The organism is Filimonas effusa (assembly GCF_004118675.1).
GTDB lineage: Bacteria > Bacteroidota > Bacteroidia > Chitinophagales > Chitinophagaceae > Filimonas > Filimonas effusa.
Genome location: NZ_SDHZ01000001.1, coordinates 2,497,884 through 2,517,539, shown reverse-complemented (window position 1 = coordinate 2,517,539; position 19,656 = coordinate 2,497,884). Strand labels below are relative to the sequence as shown.

The window sequence follows — 19,656 nt, the reverse complement described above, 5'->3', positions numbered from 1 at the left end:
CGATTGCTAAAAACGAATGTCATGCTTAAAAATTATTTCCATATCATCACTGTCATTTCGCTGCTGGCAGCCTGTACAAAAGATGAAGTTTCTGTGCCTGCGCTGGAAATCACCACCGATAAGGCATCTTATAAAGTAGGAGATACCGTAAGATTTAAGTTTGCAGGTAATCCCGATAACATTGTTTTCTGGTCCGGTAAAACGGGGCACGAATACCAGTATCGCGACAGAACTTTCCTGGAAGGAAACAAATTGCTGCTGAAGTTCAATACTTACCAGCAGTTTGGCACCGATAAGAATCTTACCGTTAAAGTCTCCGATAATTTTTCAGAGGTCTTTGATGCTGCTAATATTCAGAAAGCAACCTGGACTGATATTACCGATAAGGTAACCTTATCTACCGGTGCAGATCAGACGCCATCGGGCACCGTTAACCTCTCCGATATCTTTGATGGTAAAAAGCCGGTAACAGTAGCTTTTCGCTATGTAACCACGGAACTGAAGGCTTCGCAGACCCGATGGGTGATCAGGACATTCAATCTCGACAACCAGAATGCTGCAGGCACTATCACATCTATCGCCACCATGGCAAACGCAGGATGGAAAGCTTTTAGTTTTTCGCATACCCCCGTATGGTCTATATCAACCGCTCAACTGCTGATGCGCGGCGATAACCTGGGGCTTGATGACGATTGGGTATTTGCGAAAGCCGTAAATCCCAATGCAGTTGCACCTGATAAAGGCGTAGCCATCAAAAATGTCAGTGGCTTACTCGATGGTTATGCTGAGCCGTACACTACGCCCGGCACTTACAAAGTAACCTTCGAAATCTCCAACACTTCTTATAAAAACCATGAATCGGCGCTTAAAGAAGTAACCATCAATGTCACTCCCTAAATTCAAACACTCATCCCATGAACTCCATTATCGATGCCTCGGTTATAGTGATCTTCTCAGTGTTTATTATGCTGGTAGGCATTTCTTTCTCGCGAACGGGCAGGAACCTGAAATCGTTTTTTGCAGGAGGGGAAGCGGTGCCTTGGTTCATCGGTGGGTTGTCGTTGTTTATGAGCTTTTTTTCAGCAGGCACTTTTGTCGCCTGGGGATCTATTGCTTATAAATATGGATGGGTGGCTGTTACCATTCAGTGGACTATGTGTATCGGGGGACTGGTAACAGGTTTGTACCTGGCTCCTAAATGGAAAGCTACAGGAAATCTTACTGCTGCGGAGTTCATTAAAGAGCGGCTTGGCGAAAAGGTGCAAAAGAGTTTTATCTACATCTTCATGCTGGTATCGTTATTCATTAAAGGTTCTGTATTATACTCTGTGGCAAAACTGGTATCGTCGTCCCTGGTTTTTCCACTGGTGCCCGTAACTGTTGTTCTTGGCATACTGATGATCGCTTATACTGCAGTTGGAGGGCTCTGGGCCGTAATGGTAACCGACATATTGCAGTTTGTAATACTCACCGCCGCGGTATTGCTTATTATACCTTTGGCCTTTAGTGAAACAGGTGGTTTCAATGCTTTCATCAGCAAAGTGCCGGACGGCTTCTTCGATGTGGTAAATGGCGAGTATTCCTGGAGTTTCATTTTGGCATTTGCATTATATCATGTGTTTTATATTGGTGGCAACTGGACGTTTGTACAGCGTTATACAAGTGTTGATACACCTAAGTCTGCTTCCAAAGTAGCTTTCCTGTTTGCGGCTTTGTATATTCTCAGTCCGGTACTGTGGATGCTGCCACCTATGGTGTATAAGACCATCAATCCTTCTCTTGTTGGCCTGGATACGGAGAATGCTTACCTGATGGTTTGCAGGCAGGTATTGCCTGCGGGACTGATGGGGCTTATTCTTACAGGTATGTATTTCTCTACATCTGCTTCGGCCAATACGGCGCTTAACGTGGTGTCGGCCGTTTTTACAAATGATATTTATAAAGGGTCGATCAATCCAAATGCTTCCGATGAGAAGCTTATGAAAGTGGCGCGCACCTCTTCATGGATGTTTGGATTTGGAATGATTGTTATAGCACTTATCGTGCCCTATATAGGCGGTATAGTGGAGTTTACCCTAAGCATAGGGGCCATTACCGGCGGCCCCTTATTGGCACCGCCCATATGGGCCCTGTTCTCTAAAAGGATCAGCGGTAAGGCTACCATTTTTATCACGATGGTTAGCCTGGCTGTGAACCTATTGTTTAAAATGGTGTTCCCTGTTGTGCTGAACTATAAATTATCGAGGGGGAATGAAATGTTACTCGGCGTGGCATTACCCTTTATCCTGCTGCTGGGTTACGAATTATATGCTGCTTCAAAGGGCTGGATAAGCAAGGAGTATCTTGATATGAAGGAACGTAAGGCCCTCCGCAAACTACAATTGGTTGAGGTGGATGAAGAAGAACAGTTGCAGGTAAAAAAGCAGAACAAGTTTGGATTGCAGATGATTGCTTTCTCCCTGGCCTTTATCGCCTTGCTTTTGTATGTGCTTTGTTTCCTTACCACCAAAGGCACACAACTGGTGGCGATCATAGCAACCATCGTTCTTTTTTGTTCCCTGATTCCTTTACAGGCTTCGCGTAAGAAGCATTAAACAGAATCCCAGATGATGCAATCCGGAATGACAGATTTAATTAGAAAGATACTATTGGCTGGTACGTTTGTTGCCTGCTGTGCAGTTCCTGTCTTCACTCAGGCCCAGGATAAAAAGATAACGTTGAGTTCCGATGGCATGAAGTTGCTTTGGAACAAACAACAGGATGGATGGCACCTGCAGTCGCTTTCCGTTAAAAACAAAACGGGATGGACAAACCTGGATGGCGTTAACGGAGAATATACCCTTCTATATACTGCAGGCGCCCCGGATTCTATAGTGCCTGTTACTTACTCCGCTACCGGCCAGCAAACACCTTTTCCTGAAGAACAGTATCGCTATATTATTCCACTCTGGAAAGAAGCTATTAAACCGGTGCCCATGAATACGGCGGGCACTGCCTTACATTTTTATCCTGCTGTGGCAAAACAACAGGAAGATAATATTGGTTTCTCATCGGAATCCAGGGAAGCTGTTATTAAAACAGATTGGCGTTTTGATAAAGCTTATACAAATGATATCCTGGTTACCATGTCCCTCGAAGCAAAGCAGGATGGGTTCTTTTCACTGGCTACGCCATGTTTATCTGTTGCGCATAACAACCAGTTCAACTGGGCGGCTATCCCCGGTTATTTCCAGGGGAAAGCCATTGAGGAAGACTTGGTAAAGGCATATGCTTACGGCCAGGGTATCCCTGCGAAACCAGTGATCGTTCGTGAACGTGCTGCTTCTACTTTGTCTCCGCTGGTAACCGATAAGCAAGGTGTTACTGTCGCTGTAATTCCGGAACCCGGCATCGGCCGCAATCCCTGGGCGCATGATGTTGTTACCCAGTCTGAATGGCTGCTGGGTCTTTCTTTAATGAACCGCAAGGGAAATATCAGTCCCACCCTTTACCATCCTGTTTTAGGGCACAAAGGCTCTTTTTTAAGAAAAGGAGAGAAGCGCAGCTTTACATTTCGTTATACGGTAAAGGCAGCAGACTGGTACCCGGTGTATAAACATGCGGCGGAAGATATTTATCGCCTGAAAGAGTTTTTACATCTGAAGCAAACCAAACAATCTCTTACCAACCGTGTACTTTCTATGCATGGTTATGTTACCGATGATAGCACCTCCAAATGGGAAATAGAGCAGTATAAAGGAATGGAGATTGGGGCGCAACAGTACCTCGGCGGTGTTTATGGCTCAGAGAAAGATGCGGTGAAAAACTCCGATTACGGTGCTATGTGGATGATGGCTGCCATGATGCAGGATTCTTTATTGCAACAGACGCGACTTCCCTTCGCTCGTAATTTTAAGCTGGCACAGCAGGCGTTGCAGCATGATTTCTTCAATGGTGCGGCAGCAGGACAATATTATCTTACCAAAAGCAAACGCTTCACCGAAGAGTGGGGGCCTTATGTAGAACCTATCGGCACTACCTATTACATGATGCTGGACATAGGTAATGTATTGCTGTTTGAGCCTGGTGATACCGCATTAAGAAATGAATTGAGGATGGCTGCCGATAAGTTATTGGCCTGGATGAAACCGGCCGGTAATTGGGCAGTGGCTTATGATCATACTTCTACAAAGGAATTGTTTACCGATGTGGAGGACCTGCGGCCTACGTTTTATGGATTGCTGGTAGCTTACCAGTTACTGGGTGACAAAAAATATCTTACCGCAGCCTGCAAAGGGGCGGACTGGTATATTGCTCATGCAGTAAACGAAGGACATTTCCTGGGTGTTTGCGGCGATACACGTTTTGTTCCTGACTTTGCTACAGGCCAGAGTGTACAGGCTTTACTGGATCTGTTCAGGATTACCGCTGATAGAAAATATTACAGTGCTGCTATCGATGCAGCTAAAATATATACCACCTCCATCTATACCCATCCTATTCCGTCTTTACTGGAAAAGAAAGTAAATGGCGTTAACAGGAAAGACTGGGAGATAAGCCAGGTAGGGTTGAGTTTTGAACATGGTGGTATTCTCGGTTCTGCTAACAATCATGGTCCTATTTTGCTGGCCAGTCATGCGGGAATGTTTGTGCGCTTGTTCAGTTTAACCGGTGACTCTTTGTTTTTGGATATGGCGCGTACGGCGGCCTGGGGCAGGGATGCCTTTGTTGATCCGGCAACGAGCGTGGCGTCTTATTACTGGAATGCCATGAACCGCGGAGCCGGGCCTTTCCCGCATCACGCGTGGTGGCAGGTGGGATGGATCGTTGATTACCTGATGTCGGAAGCGGAATTGCGTTCCAACGGTCAGGTTCAGTTTCCCCGTGGGTTTATCACTCCGAAAGTGGGGCCGCATCAGACCTATGGTTTTAAAGAAGGCACTGTTTTCGGTACAAAGGCAAAGCTGCTGCTGAAAAGCAAAATGGTAAAAATCGATAACGAGTATATAGACTATTATGCAGCTATCAATGAAAAGCAAGGTAAACTGTTTATCATACTACTGAACAACGACGATGAAGGGCAGCATCTGACTATTTCCCTGAATGTCGCAGAGGTATTGAAAGGCGCTGTGATCCGCCCGCAAAAAACGGTATTACGGACAGCAGCAGGAAAGACTTCTGGGCTGGGTAATACAAACCAATGGAAGCTAAGTCTCCCTGCCTATGGTATGAATGTATTGGAAATAAACTATCGGTAATAGTTGCAGGAAAACACCATTAAATCCGGTAACTACCATGAAAAGAACGATTTTACTTATTGCAATAACAGTATGTGGTCGCTTATTTGCCCAGCAGTCTTACAGTTACCTTGTGGAGGCAGAGCAGTTCCAGGTAAAGGGAGGATGGATCACAGAGTCAAGTGGCAGTTGCCTGGGTACATCTATGCTTAGGGTGATAGGTGGATCTACTGCCGCTGCTGATGCTTTTACCATGATAAGCGTTAAGGCGAAAGGCAACTATACCGTATGGGTACGTTCGGCCGATTATCGTGAAAAGCAGGGCACGCGTTTATTCCGGTTATTGGTTGATGAACAGCCTATGGAAGAAGCCGGTAAACACGGTGTCGAAGGTTTTGCCTGGGAAAAGGTAGGTAATGTGAAACTCGATGCTAAAGAAGTGTTGCTGCGTTTGAAAGATACCCGTAAAAACTTTTGCAGGTGTGATGCTGTTTTGCTTACAAGCGATGCTGAACTGGATCCTAATAAAAAACTGGTGCCCGGAAAAATAACGCCGGCAGAGATAGCAGCTTACCGTGTAAAACCAGTGGATATAAAACTATCTTCATCGGTTGCTACTGCTGTTACATTGCCGCTGGTATTGGCTCCTGAGGCGCCTGTAATAGCAGAAGCGGGTAATGATAAAGTGCGTATACGTTTTGTCAAAGGAGGTGTTGCCGGTAATAGTATTGCAGCTAAAACCGAATTCTATATCAACGGCTCCTGGAAAAGTCCGTACCCTTTTTATGAAGACCATAAGTTGTACCTGCTTTCGTCGCAAAAGCCGGCGCTTGGTTTCGGCGCTTTCTATCCCGGATGGAATGGCTCCAAAGCTATCAGCTACTTTATGCACGATGGTAAAAGGATGGAGGTGCAGGAGGCGGACGATCTACTGAATCCTTTTATGGCGGGAGAGCTTAGTGAAGCAATACCGGTGGAGGTTATCAGGGTCGAAAAAAATAAGCTTGAAGTAAAATATCTTACGAGAGATGGAAGCATCATCACAGGTGTCTGGACCGTTGTACCCGGGGCATCACATGTAGCTGTGAGGCTGAAATGTAAGGCTGCCAAAAGCGGCTATTACAGTATGGCATTGGCTGCGTTCCAGGGAATGGCACCTGAGCGGGTAAGCAATATATTGCTGCCTCCTATGTTTCAATACAAAAGGCTTTCTCCAAAGCCTGTTATGCTCGTTTCTGCTATGATGCAGCAACCACTGGCGATAGCCGAAACAAAAGTAGATAGTTCCCCCTTCTCTGTTTTTATCAGTGGCGATACGGCTTCTTTTCCGCTTGAATGGGGAAGTGCCGGTGATGCGCCCATGGGCTTTGCGATAAAGAATGAACAGAACATGATACAGCCCGTGGCGTTTGCGCCTTTGCTGGGCCAAAAAGATTCTAAATTAAATGCCGGCCAGGTCATCGAAAAAGATTTTGTCATAGGTGCTATACCTGCCGGCTGGAACGATGCCCTGGAGTATATTTCTGAAAAAGTTTATAAAGTAAAAGATTACCGCAGCCAGCGACAGACTTCTTTAACGCAGGCGATCTTTAATATCGTCGACCTGTTGAAAAATGATGACGCCTCGGGCTGGAGTAAAGAACTGAAGGGGTTCTATGATATTGAAGGTAATCCTGAAACAGCGCCTACCGTAGTGCATTGTGCGCCGCTTGCTTTGGTAGCAACAGCAGTTGTTTCGCGCGATGAAGATTTTTACCTGCAAAGGTCTTTGCCTACTATCGAATATACATTGTCGCGAAGCGGTTATCGTTGGGCTACAGATATCGTTCCCAGTGGCTTTAACAACACCAGGAAGTCGCTTGCCTTGGATCCTTTCTATTCGCAGTTTTCAACAGCTTATTATGAAGGACTGTACCGTTTGCTGGGGGAGGCCAATCCCTGGCTAAAGGAAATAGGACTGCCTAACGGGCATTCCCGTGGTATCAATGGTTATGCCGTTACGTTACCTTCCTGGGGACAGGAGCTGGAAGCCTACAAGCTTACAGGGGAACGTAAATTCCTGGATGCGGCGAAAAAGGGCGCCGATGGCTTCCTTGTCAGTAGGGTGTATAGTAACCTGGCAACACCTTTGGGGAAAGCACATTTTTACAACGCTACGATGTATGCTTATTGGTGGGACCTGCTCGATCTCTACGAAATAACAAACGATGATAAATATCTCAAAGCCGCTGAAGTAAGCGCTTTTCACACCATAGCCGGCATCAGGTCGGTGCCGCAGGTCAAGGATTCATTGCAGGTGATTCACCCCGGTAATAGCTTTACCGGCAATACGACACTCTGGTGGAAAGGCGATAAAAAATACAGGCTGGGTTTCCCCCGCATACCTGGCGATGCGCCTGAAAAACAGGTGCCTCAAAGTCTGGTAAGCCCGGTAGGACTGGGTTTTGAACAGCCATTTACCTATTTTGATCCGGGTAAAACAGTACGACCTGTTTATATGAGCAGCTGGGCGCCACATCTGCTGCGATTGTACCAGTATACACACAGGAATATCTTCCTTGCCTATGCACGTAATGCCGTGATAGGCCGTTTTGGCAACTATCCGGGCTATTATGCAACCGGGTTCTCTGATATCAATATGTCCGATAGTTTTCCCTACAAGGGGCCTGATATCAGCTCCATTTATTATCACCATATCCCGCCGCACCTGGCGTTTTGTTCCGATTTCCTGGTGACGGAAGCTATACAGCGTTCCGAAGGCAAGCTGTCTTTTCCCTATGTTAAACAGGATGGTTTTGTTTGGTTTACCAATCGCATTTACGGCGGCGGATGGGGTAGAATGTATAACGATAAACAAGTGAGGTTGTGGATGAAAAAAGACCTGGTATCTGTAGATACCCCGGAAATAAATTATATCACTGCCATATCTGACAGCAGGTTTTGGGTGGTATTGTTAAGTGAATCGGTAAATAATATCCCGGTAAAGCTGCATTTGTCGCCGGAAACGGGTGTGCCTGCATCCGTTACTGCAGCTTTGTTTTCACAGGGTAAGAATAAGTCTGCCGATCTTAAAATGCAGGGGCATGCGCTTTCTGTACAACTGGATGCCAAAGGTTATGCTGCCGTTTCTTTCCCGCTGGAACAGCAATCGAAGAAACTGGAGCCGATACCTCCACCTGTTGCAGCAGGGATGAAAATATTCGATATGGGCGAACCCTGGGGTAAAGTATTTCTGTTCAGGATACGATCTCCTTTCGGATGGGATTCTATCTATGGTTTTGCTGAAACCGCGCCTATAAAAGGAGCAGCAGTATCTGTTTCCTGTAACGGGCAGTCGCTGCAAAAGGAACAGTATCCTTTTGAATGGAGTTTTTACAAGTTGAAAGCGGATGAAGACGCCATGTTGCGTATAAAGCTGCAGGCTTCGGATGGAACTATAAAAGAACAGGAATGGAAATTCGAAGGAGCACGGCTTAAATAACAAGTTATGCCCCGAATTATTACAGGATCAGATAAACTTCCTCCGGCAGTTGTTGTCGTATGGAAGGATCAATAAACCGGATGTATTATGAAAAGATGGATGCTCTTTATTGCCTGTATGGGCGGTCTTATGAATTCGGTACGGGTAAACGCCCAGTCTGAAGAAGAGAAGCGTCTTATCGCCGCCTCCCAGGCAGATGCTTCTCCTTTGTACTTTAATCCCGATACAAAGGAAGTGCCCTCTGTTGAGCCCGGCCACTTCTTTGATGCAAAGGAATGTAATGTGCGTGGCGGATTACCTAATTTTCTTACTAAGTTAAAAGCCGGTAAACCGGTTACCATAGGTTATATCGGTGGGAGTATTACACAAGGGGCATTTTGCTACCGGCCGCAGTCGGCAAAGTTTATCAGCAGTATGTTCCCCGGTATAAAGAAAACCTGGCTGAATGCAGGCGTCTCCGGTACGGGTACCGATCTGGCAGCATGCCGTATTCATGAACAATTACTGAAATATAGTCCCGACCTGGTTTTTGTTGAGTTTGCCGTCAACGGGGCTTATGCGCCCGGCATGGAGGGTATTGTAAGGCAGATCATCCGCTTCAATCCGAATATTGATATTTGTTTTATTTATACGCTTGCCAATGGTCAAACGACAGCCTATCAGCAAAACAGCATTCCGTCTAATATAGAGGGGCTTGAAAAGGTTGCTGAATATTATAAGCTGCCTTCCGTTCATATGGGTATGGAGGCTGCTCAACTCGAAAAGGAGGGGAAACTTATCTGGAAGGGAGCTGCCGATACTGCCAATGGCAGGATTGTTTTTTCGAATGATGGTATTCATCCCTTGCATGCAGGCGGCAATCTTTATGCGGCAGCTATTGCGCGGGCTTTCATTAAAATGAATAAAGCTGTTGTTGCTGCGCCGCATGCTCTGCCTGCCCCGTTGATTACTGATAACTGGGAAGATGGTGTTATGATTGATCCGTTAACTATCGCCAGCTTTGATCAAAAATGGACAAAGGTAACAACCGCAACTTCCGGCCTGAAACAGTTTGCCGGCTGGTTTCCTTATATCATGAAAGGCAGTGTACCCGGCGCTTCTTTTTCTTTCCGGTTTAAAGGCACTGTATTCGGCTTCTTCGATATCGGCGGCCCTGAAGTAGGGCAGCTTGCCTTTGCCGTAGATGGTAAACCTGTAAAGCTGCAAACTATTGCTGCCAGCGGCTATCGCCTGAAAAAAGTGAGTGCCGGAGGGGCCGGTGTTGCCGATCTTTTCAATAGTTATTGCAACAACCGTTACAGGGGGCAATATGAGCTGATACAGGTACCTGATGGAGAACACGAAGTAACTATTACCATCTCTCCGCTGAAGTCGGATAAGCGGGCTATCCTGGGGCCTAAGCAGCTGGAGGACATTACCGCCAATCCCGGTAAATATGATCAAACAGTTTTTTACCTGGGAAAGATCTTGTTGAGGGGAACACCCTTGCCACCTGCTACATCAAAACCTGTAGCAACAAGTAAATGATGCCTGCACGGCACATTAGTACGTAACATAATTCAAATAGGATGAAGAGAATTACAATTGCCATAGCTGCTGTGTTTTTGATGATGACTTCTGCTGCCTTCAGCCAGGTTTATAAAAAAACGAAAGCAAGTGTGGAAGCCAGGGTGAACGACCTGCTGTCAAAGATGACAACAGAAGAGAAGATAGACTATATAGGTGGATACAAAGGATTCTATATCCGCGGAATAGAACGGCTGGGCTTGCCGGAGATTAAATTAACGGATGGGCCGGTGGGTACGCATAAAGATGGCAAATCAACCGCCTATCCGGCGAGTATTTTATCCGCCGCTACCTGGGATACTGCACTGGTATATCAGCTTGGAAAACAACTGGGGCGCGATTCCCGTGCGCGTGGGGTTCATGTGTTGCTGGCTCCTGGTGTAAATATTATTCGTGCGCCTATGTGCGGTCGCAACTTCGAATATTTCAGTGAAGATCCGTTTCTTACTGCCCGGATGGGAGTGGCCTATGTAAAAGGATTACAAGATGAACATGTAGTGGCTACCGTAAAACATTTTGCCGGCAACAACCAGGAATGGGACAGAAACAATGTAAGCTCAGATATCGATGAACGCACTTTGCAGGAGATTTACCTGCCGGCATTCAAAGCGGCAGTGCAGGAGGCAAAAGCAGGTTCAATAATGAATAGTTATAACCCGCTTAACGGGGTATATACCACGCAAAATCATCATCTGAATAATGAGATACTGAAAGGCGACTGGGGATTTGATGGCTTTGTGATGTCGGATTGGTCTTCTACTTACAGTGGTGTTGGTGCGGCCAATGGAGGGCTTGACCTGGAAATGCCAAGGGCGCGTTTTATGACGAAGGATACGTTGTTGCGCGCTTTACAGAACGGACAGGTTAAAATGGCTGTTATCGATGATAAGGTGAAACGTATACTGCGTGTCATTTTTCGCTTCGGCTTCTTTGATAACAAACAACTCGATACTTCTATTCCCTTAGATAACCCGGATGCTGCTAAAACTGCTTTGGAACTGGCAAGGGGTGGTGTCGTATTACTAAAGAATGAAAATAAGATCCTTCCACTCTATGAAAATAAGATAAAGCGGCTTGCTGTGATAGGGCCTAATGCCAATGCATATATTTCGGGTGGCGGTAGTTCCTATACTTTCCCTTTTCATTCTGTATCGGTACTGCAAGGCATAGGTGCTGTTGCGCAACAGGTGAAGGCTACCTATACGGCGGGCCTGCCCACCTTACCTGACCTGGTGGCTCAGTCGGTGTTTTATACTGCACCGGGATCGCAGACAAGAGGTCTGAAAGGAGAATACTTTAATAATATTAAATTGCAAGGGGAGCCGGTATTTACACAAACCGATTCTGTTGTAAGTATCAACAATGGCTGGCATATTGCTGCGGAGAATCAGGGCATACCTTTCGATCATTGTTCCATGCGGTGGACAGGTGTTGTGCGGCCTGGGAAGACTACAAGTTATAAGTTTACGGTAAGAGGGTTCGACGGTTTTCGTCTCTTTATCAATAAGGAGCGGGTGATCGATGCCTGGCGTGACCAGGGCATTACCACGCGTGAAGCTGTTGTTTCTTTTGAAGCCGGTAAAGAATATGATATCCGGCTTGAATACTTCGCCAATGTTCACCCGGTAGATATTAACCTGGCATGGCAGGAGAATAAACTGGATTTTGCCCCGGCTATAGCAGCGGCGAAAAATGCAGATGCAGCAATTGTATGTATCGGCTTCAACGAAAGCAGCGAAAGAGAAAGCAATGATCGCAGTTTTGAATTGCCGCTGCACCAGGATAGCCTCGTAAAAGCTATTGTGAAAGCCAATCCCAATACCATCGTGTTATTGAATGCGGGTGGTAATGCTTATATGCAGCAATGGATCAATGAGGTGCCTGGTTTACTGCATACCTGGTATGCAGGGCAGGAGGGTGGCACTGCTATCGCCGAAATACTTTTTGGTAAAACCAATCCAAGCGGCAAACTGCCTGTTTCTTTCGAAAAGGAATGGAAGGACAATCCTGTGTATCATAACTACTATGATTCTGCCGGTTCTAAAAGGGTCGCTTACAGGGAAGGGCTTTTCCTGGGGTACCGGTATTATGATTCGAAAAAAGTGACTCCGCAGTTTCCTTTTGGCTTTGGATTGTCTTATACAAGCTTCAGCTACAGCAATATAAAGACAGTTGTTACGGGTACGCCCGGTAAACCTCGTGTGAAGCTGAGCTTTACATTGAAGAATACCGGTAATTGTGATGGAGCCGAAGTGGCACAGCTTTATGTCAGGGATGTACAATGTCCTGTATCCCGTCCTGATAAAGAATTGAAAGGATTTTCGAAAGTCTTCCTGAAAAAAGGAGAATCCCGGCAGGTGACGATGGAGTTGGATGCTGCTGCTTTTTCTTACTATAAAACAGCGGTTAAGCGGTTCGGATATGATGCCGGCAGCTTCGATTTACTGGTAGGCAGTTCTTCCGCTGCTATTCACCTGAAAAGCAGGATACTGATTCCATAAAAAATGGGAATGTTCCCGTAAATTGGGAATGCTCCCATTCTCTTTTTGCATTGCTGACAGTGGTCCGGTCATTAGTGGCGCCCTACATTTGATAAAATTCTTAACGGTATTGTTTGCCTGTGTTTTATGCGCTATTGTTTCATCATATTCCTGTTACTGGTTTGCCGGATTTCGATGGCAGAAGAGATTGTGATGAACAGTCCCGGTAAAAAACTGAAAGCTGTTGTCTCGGTTGAAAACGGGAAGTTGTTTTATAAGCTACATACGGGCACCCAAACGTTGCTGGCGCCATCGCCGCTCGGTATGAAAGTAAATGGGGCGACACTTGGCGAACAGGTGGCCTCCATCGTTTTGTCGGCATCGGGTGGTTTAAATGTTCAGAACAAAGGAACAAGGTTCGTGGTGGCAGTGACTGAACACAACAGCAATTATAATATTGAATTTCATATTTACGATAATGGTCTGGCCTTCCGATACCTGGCTCCGGCAATTGTAAACGCGCATATCACAGAAGAAACAACTGGTTTTGTTCCTGCGGGAAACCCGGCTGTCTGGTTCTTTGAAAGAAACAATAAATGGAAACTGCAGTCTTATGCAGGGCTTTGGATGCAAACAACGTTGCAGCAGCTGGATAAGGTTTCTGTACAGGGACCGGTTCAGGGTAAGCCGCTCTTGTTTGTTTATCCCTCGGGACAGTACCTGTTGCTCAGCGAGGCTGCTTTATATAACTATAGTGGCATGCGTTTACTGGCGCATAAGGGAAAACTGCAGGTGAATTTTACAGAGGGGGATAAGGGGTTTGATGTAAATGGTCCGCTGGTTTCACCCTGGCGCGTATTGTTGTTTGCAGAAGATCTTAACAGCCTGGTGAACAATCATCTTATAGAACAACTTAATCCTGCTCCCGATACGACGTTGTTTGCCGACCAATCTTATATCGTACCGGGAAAAGCTGTCTGGAGCTGGATTACCAAAGACGCCTCTTATATGCAACCTGCATCCGAAATGAAAATGATCGATGCTGCGGCTTTGCTTCATTTCAACTATAGCTTGCTTGATGAGGGATGGGAAACAGCCTGGCCTCAAAAATGGCAGCAATTGAAAGCGCTGGTGTTATATGCTGCCGGTAAAAATGTAAAGTTGTGGGTGTGGAAACACTCGAATGAATTGCGTGACAGTATAGTACGGGAGGCTTTTCTCGATAGTCTTGCCATGGCAGGCGTTGCCGGTGTCAAAACCGATTTCATGAATAGTGAAGCCATGCCGTTGATAGCTTTTGAAGAGGCGCTTTTACGCGCGGCAGCACGGAGAAAGCTAATGGTAAATTTCCATGGCTGCCAGGCCCCCACCGGCGAAAGCAGGACTTATCCTAATGAGCTTACCCGCGAAGGTATCAGGGGAATGGAGCTTAATATCATGAATGAACCTATTCCGGCCTGGCATAATGCAGCGCTACCTTTTACAAGATTCATATGCGGACATGGAGATTATACGCCGGGGTTCTTCAGTAATAAAGGATCAACTACTGATACACATCAGTTGGCGTTATTGTACTTGTTCAATTCGCCGTTTCAGTGTATGGCCGAAAATCCACTGACACTGCTGAACAACCCGGCATATGCACCTGTTCTTCCGTTGCTGCGTTCATTGCCTGTTACCTGGGACGAAACCATTGTATTACCAGGAAGTAGTATTGGCAGACTAGCAGCTTTTGCCAGGAGAAAAGGAGATGACTGGTATGTTGCCGCTATAAACGGAACCGATAGTGCCGTTGCTTTCAACCTGAACCCCGGCTTTCTGAAAGCCGGGACGAAATACCAGGCAGTGGTAGTTTCGGATAACGTTAAGGGGCTGAAAAAGTCCAGCTTAAACAGCGTTTTTACTGTAAATAATATAACGATTCAGCCATCCCGTGTACAGTCTTTTGTCTTACCCCCGGCAGGAGGATTGGTCATAGCGGTTAAAAGAAATTAAACGTATCATGATTGCACAACGTATTGCCTTCTTTGCTTTACTGACAGCACTTATACCTTTTGCTGGTAATGCCCAGCGGGTAACTGCCGGCAGTAAATACATTACCATTTCATCCGGGGGACGGGACTATCGTTTTTTGCCATCGTTCACTGTATTGTATAATACAAGCGATCCTGCCATGGCATTGAAACCCGGGGGGATTCGCAAGGTGGTGTACAACCTGCTTACCTGGAAAACTGCTGATTCTTCCAGGGCTGATTTTAAACAGAAAAAAGTAAACGCTTCTGTAGCCGGTGATGGCTTTGATGACAGGATCTTACGTACGAAGGCCGAAATGCGCACTGCCAATGTTTTTAACAGTGGTACACGTACCGATATTATCGCTTCCGCTATCCAGGTGAAGGGAGATACTGCTTTCCTGGTGTTTCCTGCATCCAAAGCTTTTTCATTGAAAGCATGGGTGCTTCTTGCAGCAAAACCTTATCCTGTATTGCAGTATTCTTTTGTTCCCAAACGTAATGGCTTTTATAGTATAGGTTATACCGGGGCTCCTGCTTTTGAAAAAGAAGCCACAGCCGAATCATGGCAGCCGCTTATATGGACGGAAAAGCGCACACCTGATCAACCTTATCTTACGCCTGCTTTTATGGCTACACTGCCTACCACCATGGTGAATGATGGTAAGAGTACCATTGGCGTACTGGCTTCCCCGGAATACCTGCCCTTTCAGCCGCTTCCGCTGCTTACCAACAGCAGGTTTGGAGTGGCGTTACTGAACAACCGGCATCAATTGCAGCCACAGCTGTTTGCTCCTATCCAGGGAGGTTACTTGTCTGAAATGAAGGCCGGCAAGCCATTTACATTTTCTTTTAGCCTGGTGGTGCAATCTGCTTCTGTTTCGGCTACCTACCAGTATATCGCTGAAAACGTGTTTGGTTTTAAAAACTACCGGCATAATGATATCGCTTCTTTGAATACGGCACTGGATAACATGGTTGACTATTCGCTTTCACATTATGCCTGGTTCGTGGATAGTTTAAAAGGATGTGCTTATTCTACGGATGTGCCGGGGGCTGTAAAGAATGTTTCGAGTTTAAACCCGCTTGAACTGGCTATTGTAAGGAACGATACTACCATGTTTGAAAAGAGAGCTTATCCGTTGATGGAGTTTATGCTTTCGAGGGAGAAGTTCCTGTTTAGCCTGGATAGCACGCAAAAGATCCAATCTCCTTCGCGTAAGTTGAAAGGGCCTATAGCGCCGCTTTCTGAGCTGGGGGCTTTATACAATGTATTTGGCAAACACAATAGCTTTTATACTTCACTTGCAGAAAAGGAGTTCAGTTCTTCCCGTACACGTAACCTCGACGATAATGAAATAGGTAACAGCTGGATGAATGCGATGTTCCTGTACAAGGCTACCAGTGATAAAAAATATCTTACTGCTGCTGTTGCCAAGGCCAAACAATACCTGAAACAGCGGGTATATAAAAAGCAGACGGCTTTCCAGGATCCGTTAAACGGCAGCCATTTCTTTTGGCCTACCTATACCAATCATTGGATAGAATTCCTGGAACTGTATGAGCTTACAGGCGATACTGCTTTCCTGGATGCAGCACGTGAAGGGGCAAGATATTATACCATGTTCACCTGGATGGCGCCCGCCATTCCTGATAGTCTTATTACAGTGAATAAAGGCGGTAAAGCGCCTATGTACTGGTACCTGAAGTCGAAAGGGCATAAACAAATGTATTATCCCGAAGAGCAGGCTCCCGCCTGGCGTTTATCGGAAATGGGGCTTACTCCGGAATCATCTGGTACCTCTACCGGTCACCGTGCTATCATGATGTCGAATTATGCACCATGGATGCTGCGTATTGGTTACTATTCAAAAGATAGTTTCCTTGTGAATGTGGCAAAGGCGGCCATTATAGGCAGGTACCGGAATTTTCCCGGTTATCATATCAATACAGAAAGAACAACAGCTTACGAAAAGGCTGATTTTCCACTGCATGAACATACCGACCAAAGCGTGAATTCATTTCACTATAACCATATACTGCCAATGGCTTCCATGCTGCTGGATTACCTGGTATCGGATGCGTTTGCCCGCAGTAATGGCGCTATCAACTTTCCCAGTGAATATATTGAGGGGTATGCTTACCTGCAGAATAAAATGTATGGCGCTGCAAAAGGTAAGTTCTATGATGAAAGAGAAGCGCAGTTATGGATGCCCAAACGTTTGCTGAATATCGATAATGTAGAATTGAATTATATAGCAGCGCGCACACCTGGTAAACTGTTGCTGGCTTTTACCAATCAATCTGCTGATGAAGTAACGACCCGGGTTACGGTAAACCCTTCCCTGGCAGGACTTGCCAGCGGCAGTGTGCTGAAGGCTTATGCCGGAGCGGCATCTGGTTTGAAAGACAGCAGCTTTACAGTAACGGTTCCGGCCAACGGCATCGCGGCTGTTGAGATAAACAAGGTGCAGATCGATGCAGCCTTCCAGCAACAAATACTGGCCAATACCGGCGATAATAGTACCGACTTTGTTTCCATACCTGAAGGGAACGCTAAAGCGCTGCTTTTTAAGCTTGGAACCTATTCCCGCAGGTTATATGTATTCCTGGAAGACGATGACAATAAATGGAAGCAGGCGAAACTTACCTGCACAGATGCGGAAGGCAGGAAAACAGAAGTGCTGAAGAGCAGCTATCCATTTGAGTTTACGGTACCTGTGACCTTGTCTGGTGCTGTCCGCTTTTCACTGGAATTAACAGCAAGAGATGGTCGTATTATAAACTCGGCAGAAATAGAACTTGGCAACTCCTTAAAAAAACAGAGATAACACCCAATGCTAAAATTATGAAAGCAGTTAATCATAGCATTTTATCGGTCCTGCTGCTACTGGCAGTACACGAAATCACTGTTGCACAGCCGCCCGCGCCCGGCCGTCAGCATGTGTCTCTTAACGGTGAATGGCGTTTTGCGCTGGATCCCTTTTATGTAGGAGAGCGGGAGGGCTGGCTTGATAGCGATTTTCCTGTCAACGAGCTTGATAAGGTGACAGTGCCGCATTGTTTTTCCGTTGATAAACGTTATTTCTTCTATACTGGTAATACCTGGTATTTTAAATCATTTGATGCTGCCGCTTTGAAACAAGGTGAGCGGGCTTTTATAAAATTTGATGCGGCTTTCTATAAAACAAAAGCATGGCTTAATGGTAAACCTGTTGGTGCGCATGAAGGTGGTTATACACCCTTTGAACTGGAAGTAACATCGTTGCTCCGGGAAAAGAACAGGCTTATTGTATCGATCGATAACAGTTGGGATTCTACTACCCTGCCAGGCAGTAAAACCTTTGATCCCAACCACCGGCCTAATTACGGGCAGCTTTATCCCTGGATGAACTATGGTGGTATTATCAGGCCTGTACAGCTTATTATCCGTCCTGCTGTTTTTATCGAAAATGTATTTGTCAGTGCCGTACCTGACCTTAAAAAAGGTACGGCTGATATAACGTTGAAAGTATTTGTAGAAAATGGCAAACCGGAAGTGTTTGGGCAAACAGCCATAAGTATTGCTGAATCGCTGAAGGCTGAGGTCTTTGATGAAGGTTCGGGTAAGCAGTATCCTGTTGTTTTCAAAAATGCCGGAACGCAGTCTGTGGCATCAGGTTATGTTGTTACATTAAAATCGGCCATGCCGGCTGGTATGGTAAAGCTATGGAGCTTCGATAGTCCGGCACTTTACCGGGTAGCAGTAACTGCAGGTGGGGATTCGGTATCTCAAAACTTCGGTATCAGGAAACTGGAGGTAAAAGGAACGCAGCTGACATTGAATGGTAAGCCGTTGAAACTGGGTGGCGCCAACAGGCCAACAGATTATCCCAGGTTCGGATCGCTTGATCCCGACAGTATTCTGATAAAAGATCTTACCCTTATGAAGAATGGCGGTATGGAATTTTCCCGTATTGCACACCATCCGGTATCTTCTTTTGTCCTGGACTGGGCCGATAAACACGGTATGCTTATTATCACTGAAGCGGGTAACTGGCAAATGACACCCAAACAAATGGCCGATCCGCTGATGAGGGCAAAGTATCAATCACAGGCTAAAGAAATGATCCGCCGCGACTGGAATCATCCTTCCGTTATCGCTTATAGCATGGGCAATGAATTTCCTTCCAACACCCCCGAGGCCAAGGCCTGGGTAAAGGATATGCGCGACTGGTATAAAACTATCGATAGCACCAGGCTGATCACTTTCGCCAGTTATTATGTGTGGCGTGATTTTATTCATCAACCGGAAGATGAAGCTTCTATGTATGTAGACTTTATAAGCACTAATATTTATGGGGATCATCTGAAGTTGCTGAATCATATTCACGAAGTCTATCCTGATAAGCCTGTTTTTCTATCGGAGTTCGGGATGCGTGCTACACTTGGGCAAACTGATGAGGCGAGGGTGAATTACCTCAGAGATGCCATGAAATCGATCCGTAGTTGCAACTATGTGGTGGGGGCTGCTGCGTGGAGCTTTAACGATTACCTGAGCCGTTATCCAGGTACCGATACGAACGGGTACAGATCATGGGGGCTGATAACGCCGGAGCGTGAACCGCGCGGTATGTATTATGAATGGCAGGAGCAGTTTGCACCAGCCACCATCACCCTCCTGAAAAGAGAAAATGGCAAAGCCGTTTTAAGGGTAACTGCCCGCAATGATTTTCCTGCCTATGCCATGAAAGGTTATACGTTACGCAGCGATAACCATGAGGCGGCTATTCCCGACCTGGAACCAGGTGCTTCGGCAGAAGTAACGATAGCAGACCAACTGCAAGGCAAACTAAAAATAGCGCTGGTAAAACCGGGTGGTTTTACCATACTAAATAAAATATACTAAAGTATTAACCTAT

Annotated in this window: 9 protein-coding genes; all 9 read left to right on the top strand. The window is 46.0% G+C overall.

Features of this window, described 5'->3' with window-relative positions; translation table 11 throughout:
- The first annotated feature begins 21 nt into the window (after positions 1-21).
- The 9 genes from ESB13_RS09340 to ESB13_RS09300 all read left to right on the top strand — a co-directional run bounded on the left by ESB13_RS09340 (position 22) and on the right by ESB13_RS09300 (position 19,643).
- Complete coding sequence (locus ESB13_RS09340; protein ID WP_129002716.1) at positions 22-897, top strand: DUF5017 domain-containing protein; 876 nt, start codon at positions 22-24, stop codon at positions 895-897.
- 17 nt (positions 898-914) lie between these two features.
- A complete protein-coding gene (locus ESB13_RS09335; RefSeq protein WP_129002715.1) occupies positions 915-2,594 on the top strand; it encodes a sodium:solute symporter family protein in 1,680 nt (559 codons plus the stop codon).
- Between the two features lie 27 nt (positions 2,595-2,621).
- Positions 2,622-5,237 carry a glycoside hydrolase family protein gene (locus ESB13_RS09330; RefSeq protein ID WP_220399595.1) on the top strand — a complete coding sequence of 872 codons (2,616 nt, stop codon included), beginning with the start codon at positions 2,622-2,624 and terminating at the stop codon, positions 5,235-5,237.
- Between the two features lie 37 nt (positions 5,238-5,274).
- A complete protein-coding gene (locus ESB13_RS09325; protein WP_129002714.1) occupies positions 5,275-8,697 on the top strand; it encodes a glycoside hydrolase family protein in 3,423 nt (1,140 codons plus the stop codon).
- Between the two features lie 87 nt (positions 8,698-8,784).
- On the top strand, positions 8,785-10,224 hold the full coding sequence (locus ESB13_RS09320) for an SGNH/GDSL hydrolase family protein (protein WP_129002713.1): 1,440 nt from the start codon (positions 8,785-8,787) through the stop codon (positions 10,222-10,224).
- A gap of 41 nt (positions 10,225-10,265) precedes the next feature.
- Positions 10,266-12,764, top strand: a complete 2,499-nt coding sequence (locus ESB13_RS09315; protein WP_129002712.1) for a beta-glucosidase — start codon at positions 10,266-10,268, stop codon at positions 12,762-12,764.
- Between the two features lie 174 nt (positions 12,765-12,938).
- Positions 12,939-14,738, top strand: coding sequence for a glycoside hydrolase family 97 protein (locus tag ESB13_RS09310; RefSeq protein WP_164974154.1), 1,800 nt, complete (start codon positions 12,939-12,941; stop codon positions 14,736-14,738).
- Between the two features lie 7 nt (positions 14,739-14,745).
- A complete protein-coding gene (locus tag ESB13_RS09305) occupies positions 14,746-17,586 on the top strand; it encodes a hypothetical protein (RefSeq protein WP_129002710.1) in 2,841 nt (946 codons plus the stop codon).
- 17 nt (positions 17,587-17,603) lie between these two features.
- The gene (locus tag ESB13_RS09300; RefSeq protein WP_129002709.1) at positions 17,604-19,643 is read left to right on the top strand and encodes a glycoside hydrolase family 2 protein; all 2,040 of its coding nucleotides are present in this window, start codon (positions 17,604-17,606) and stop codon (positions 19,641-19,643) included.
- Positions 19,644-19,656: the final 13 nt, after the last annotated feature.

Excerpts from the sequence above, each read along its gene's own strand:
- ESB13_RS09340 (WP_129002716.1), top strand. The coding sequence starts at position 22 with ATGCTTAAAAATTATTTCCATATCATCACTGTCATTTCGCTGCTGGCA.
- ESB13_RS09335 (WP_129002715.1), top strand. The coding sequence starts at position 915 with ATGAACTCCATTATCGATGCCTCGGTTATAGTGATCTTCTCAGTGTTT.
- ESB13_RS09330 (WP_220399595.1), top strand. The coding sequence starts at position 2,622 with ATGACAGATTTAATTAGAAAGATACTATTGGCTGGTACGTTTGTTGCC.
- ESB13_RS09325 (WP_129002714.1), top strand. The coding sequence starts at position 5,275 with ATGAAAAGAACGATTTTACTTATTGCAATAACAGTATGTGGTCGCTTA.
- ESB13_RS09320 (WP_129002713.1), top strand. The coding sequence starts at position 8,785 with ATGAAAAGATGGATGCTCTTTATTGCCTGTATGGGCGGTCTTATGAAT.
- ESB13_RS09315 (WP_129002712.1), top strand. The coding sequence starts at position 10,266 with ATGAAGAGAATTACAATTGCCATAGCTGCTGTGTTTTTGATGATGACT.
- ESB13_RS09310 (WP_164974154.1), top strand. The coding sequence starts at position 12,939 with ATGGCAGAAGAGATTGTGATGAACAGTCCCGGTAAAAAACTGAAAGCT.
- ESB13_RS09305 (WP_129002710.1), top strand. The coding sequence starts at position 14,746 with ATGATTGCACAACGTATTGCCTTCTTTGCTTTACTGACAGCACTTATA.
- ESB13_RS09300 (WP_129002709.1), top strand. The coding sequence starts at position 17,604 with ATGAAAGCAGTTAATCATAGCATTTTATCGGTCCTGCTGCTACTGGCA.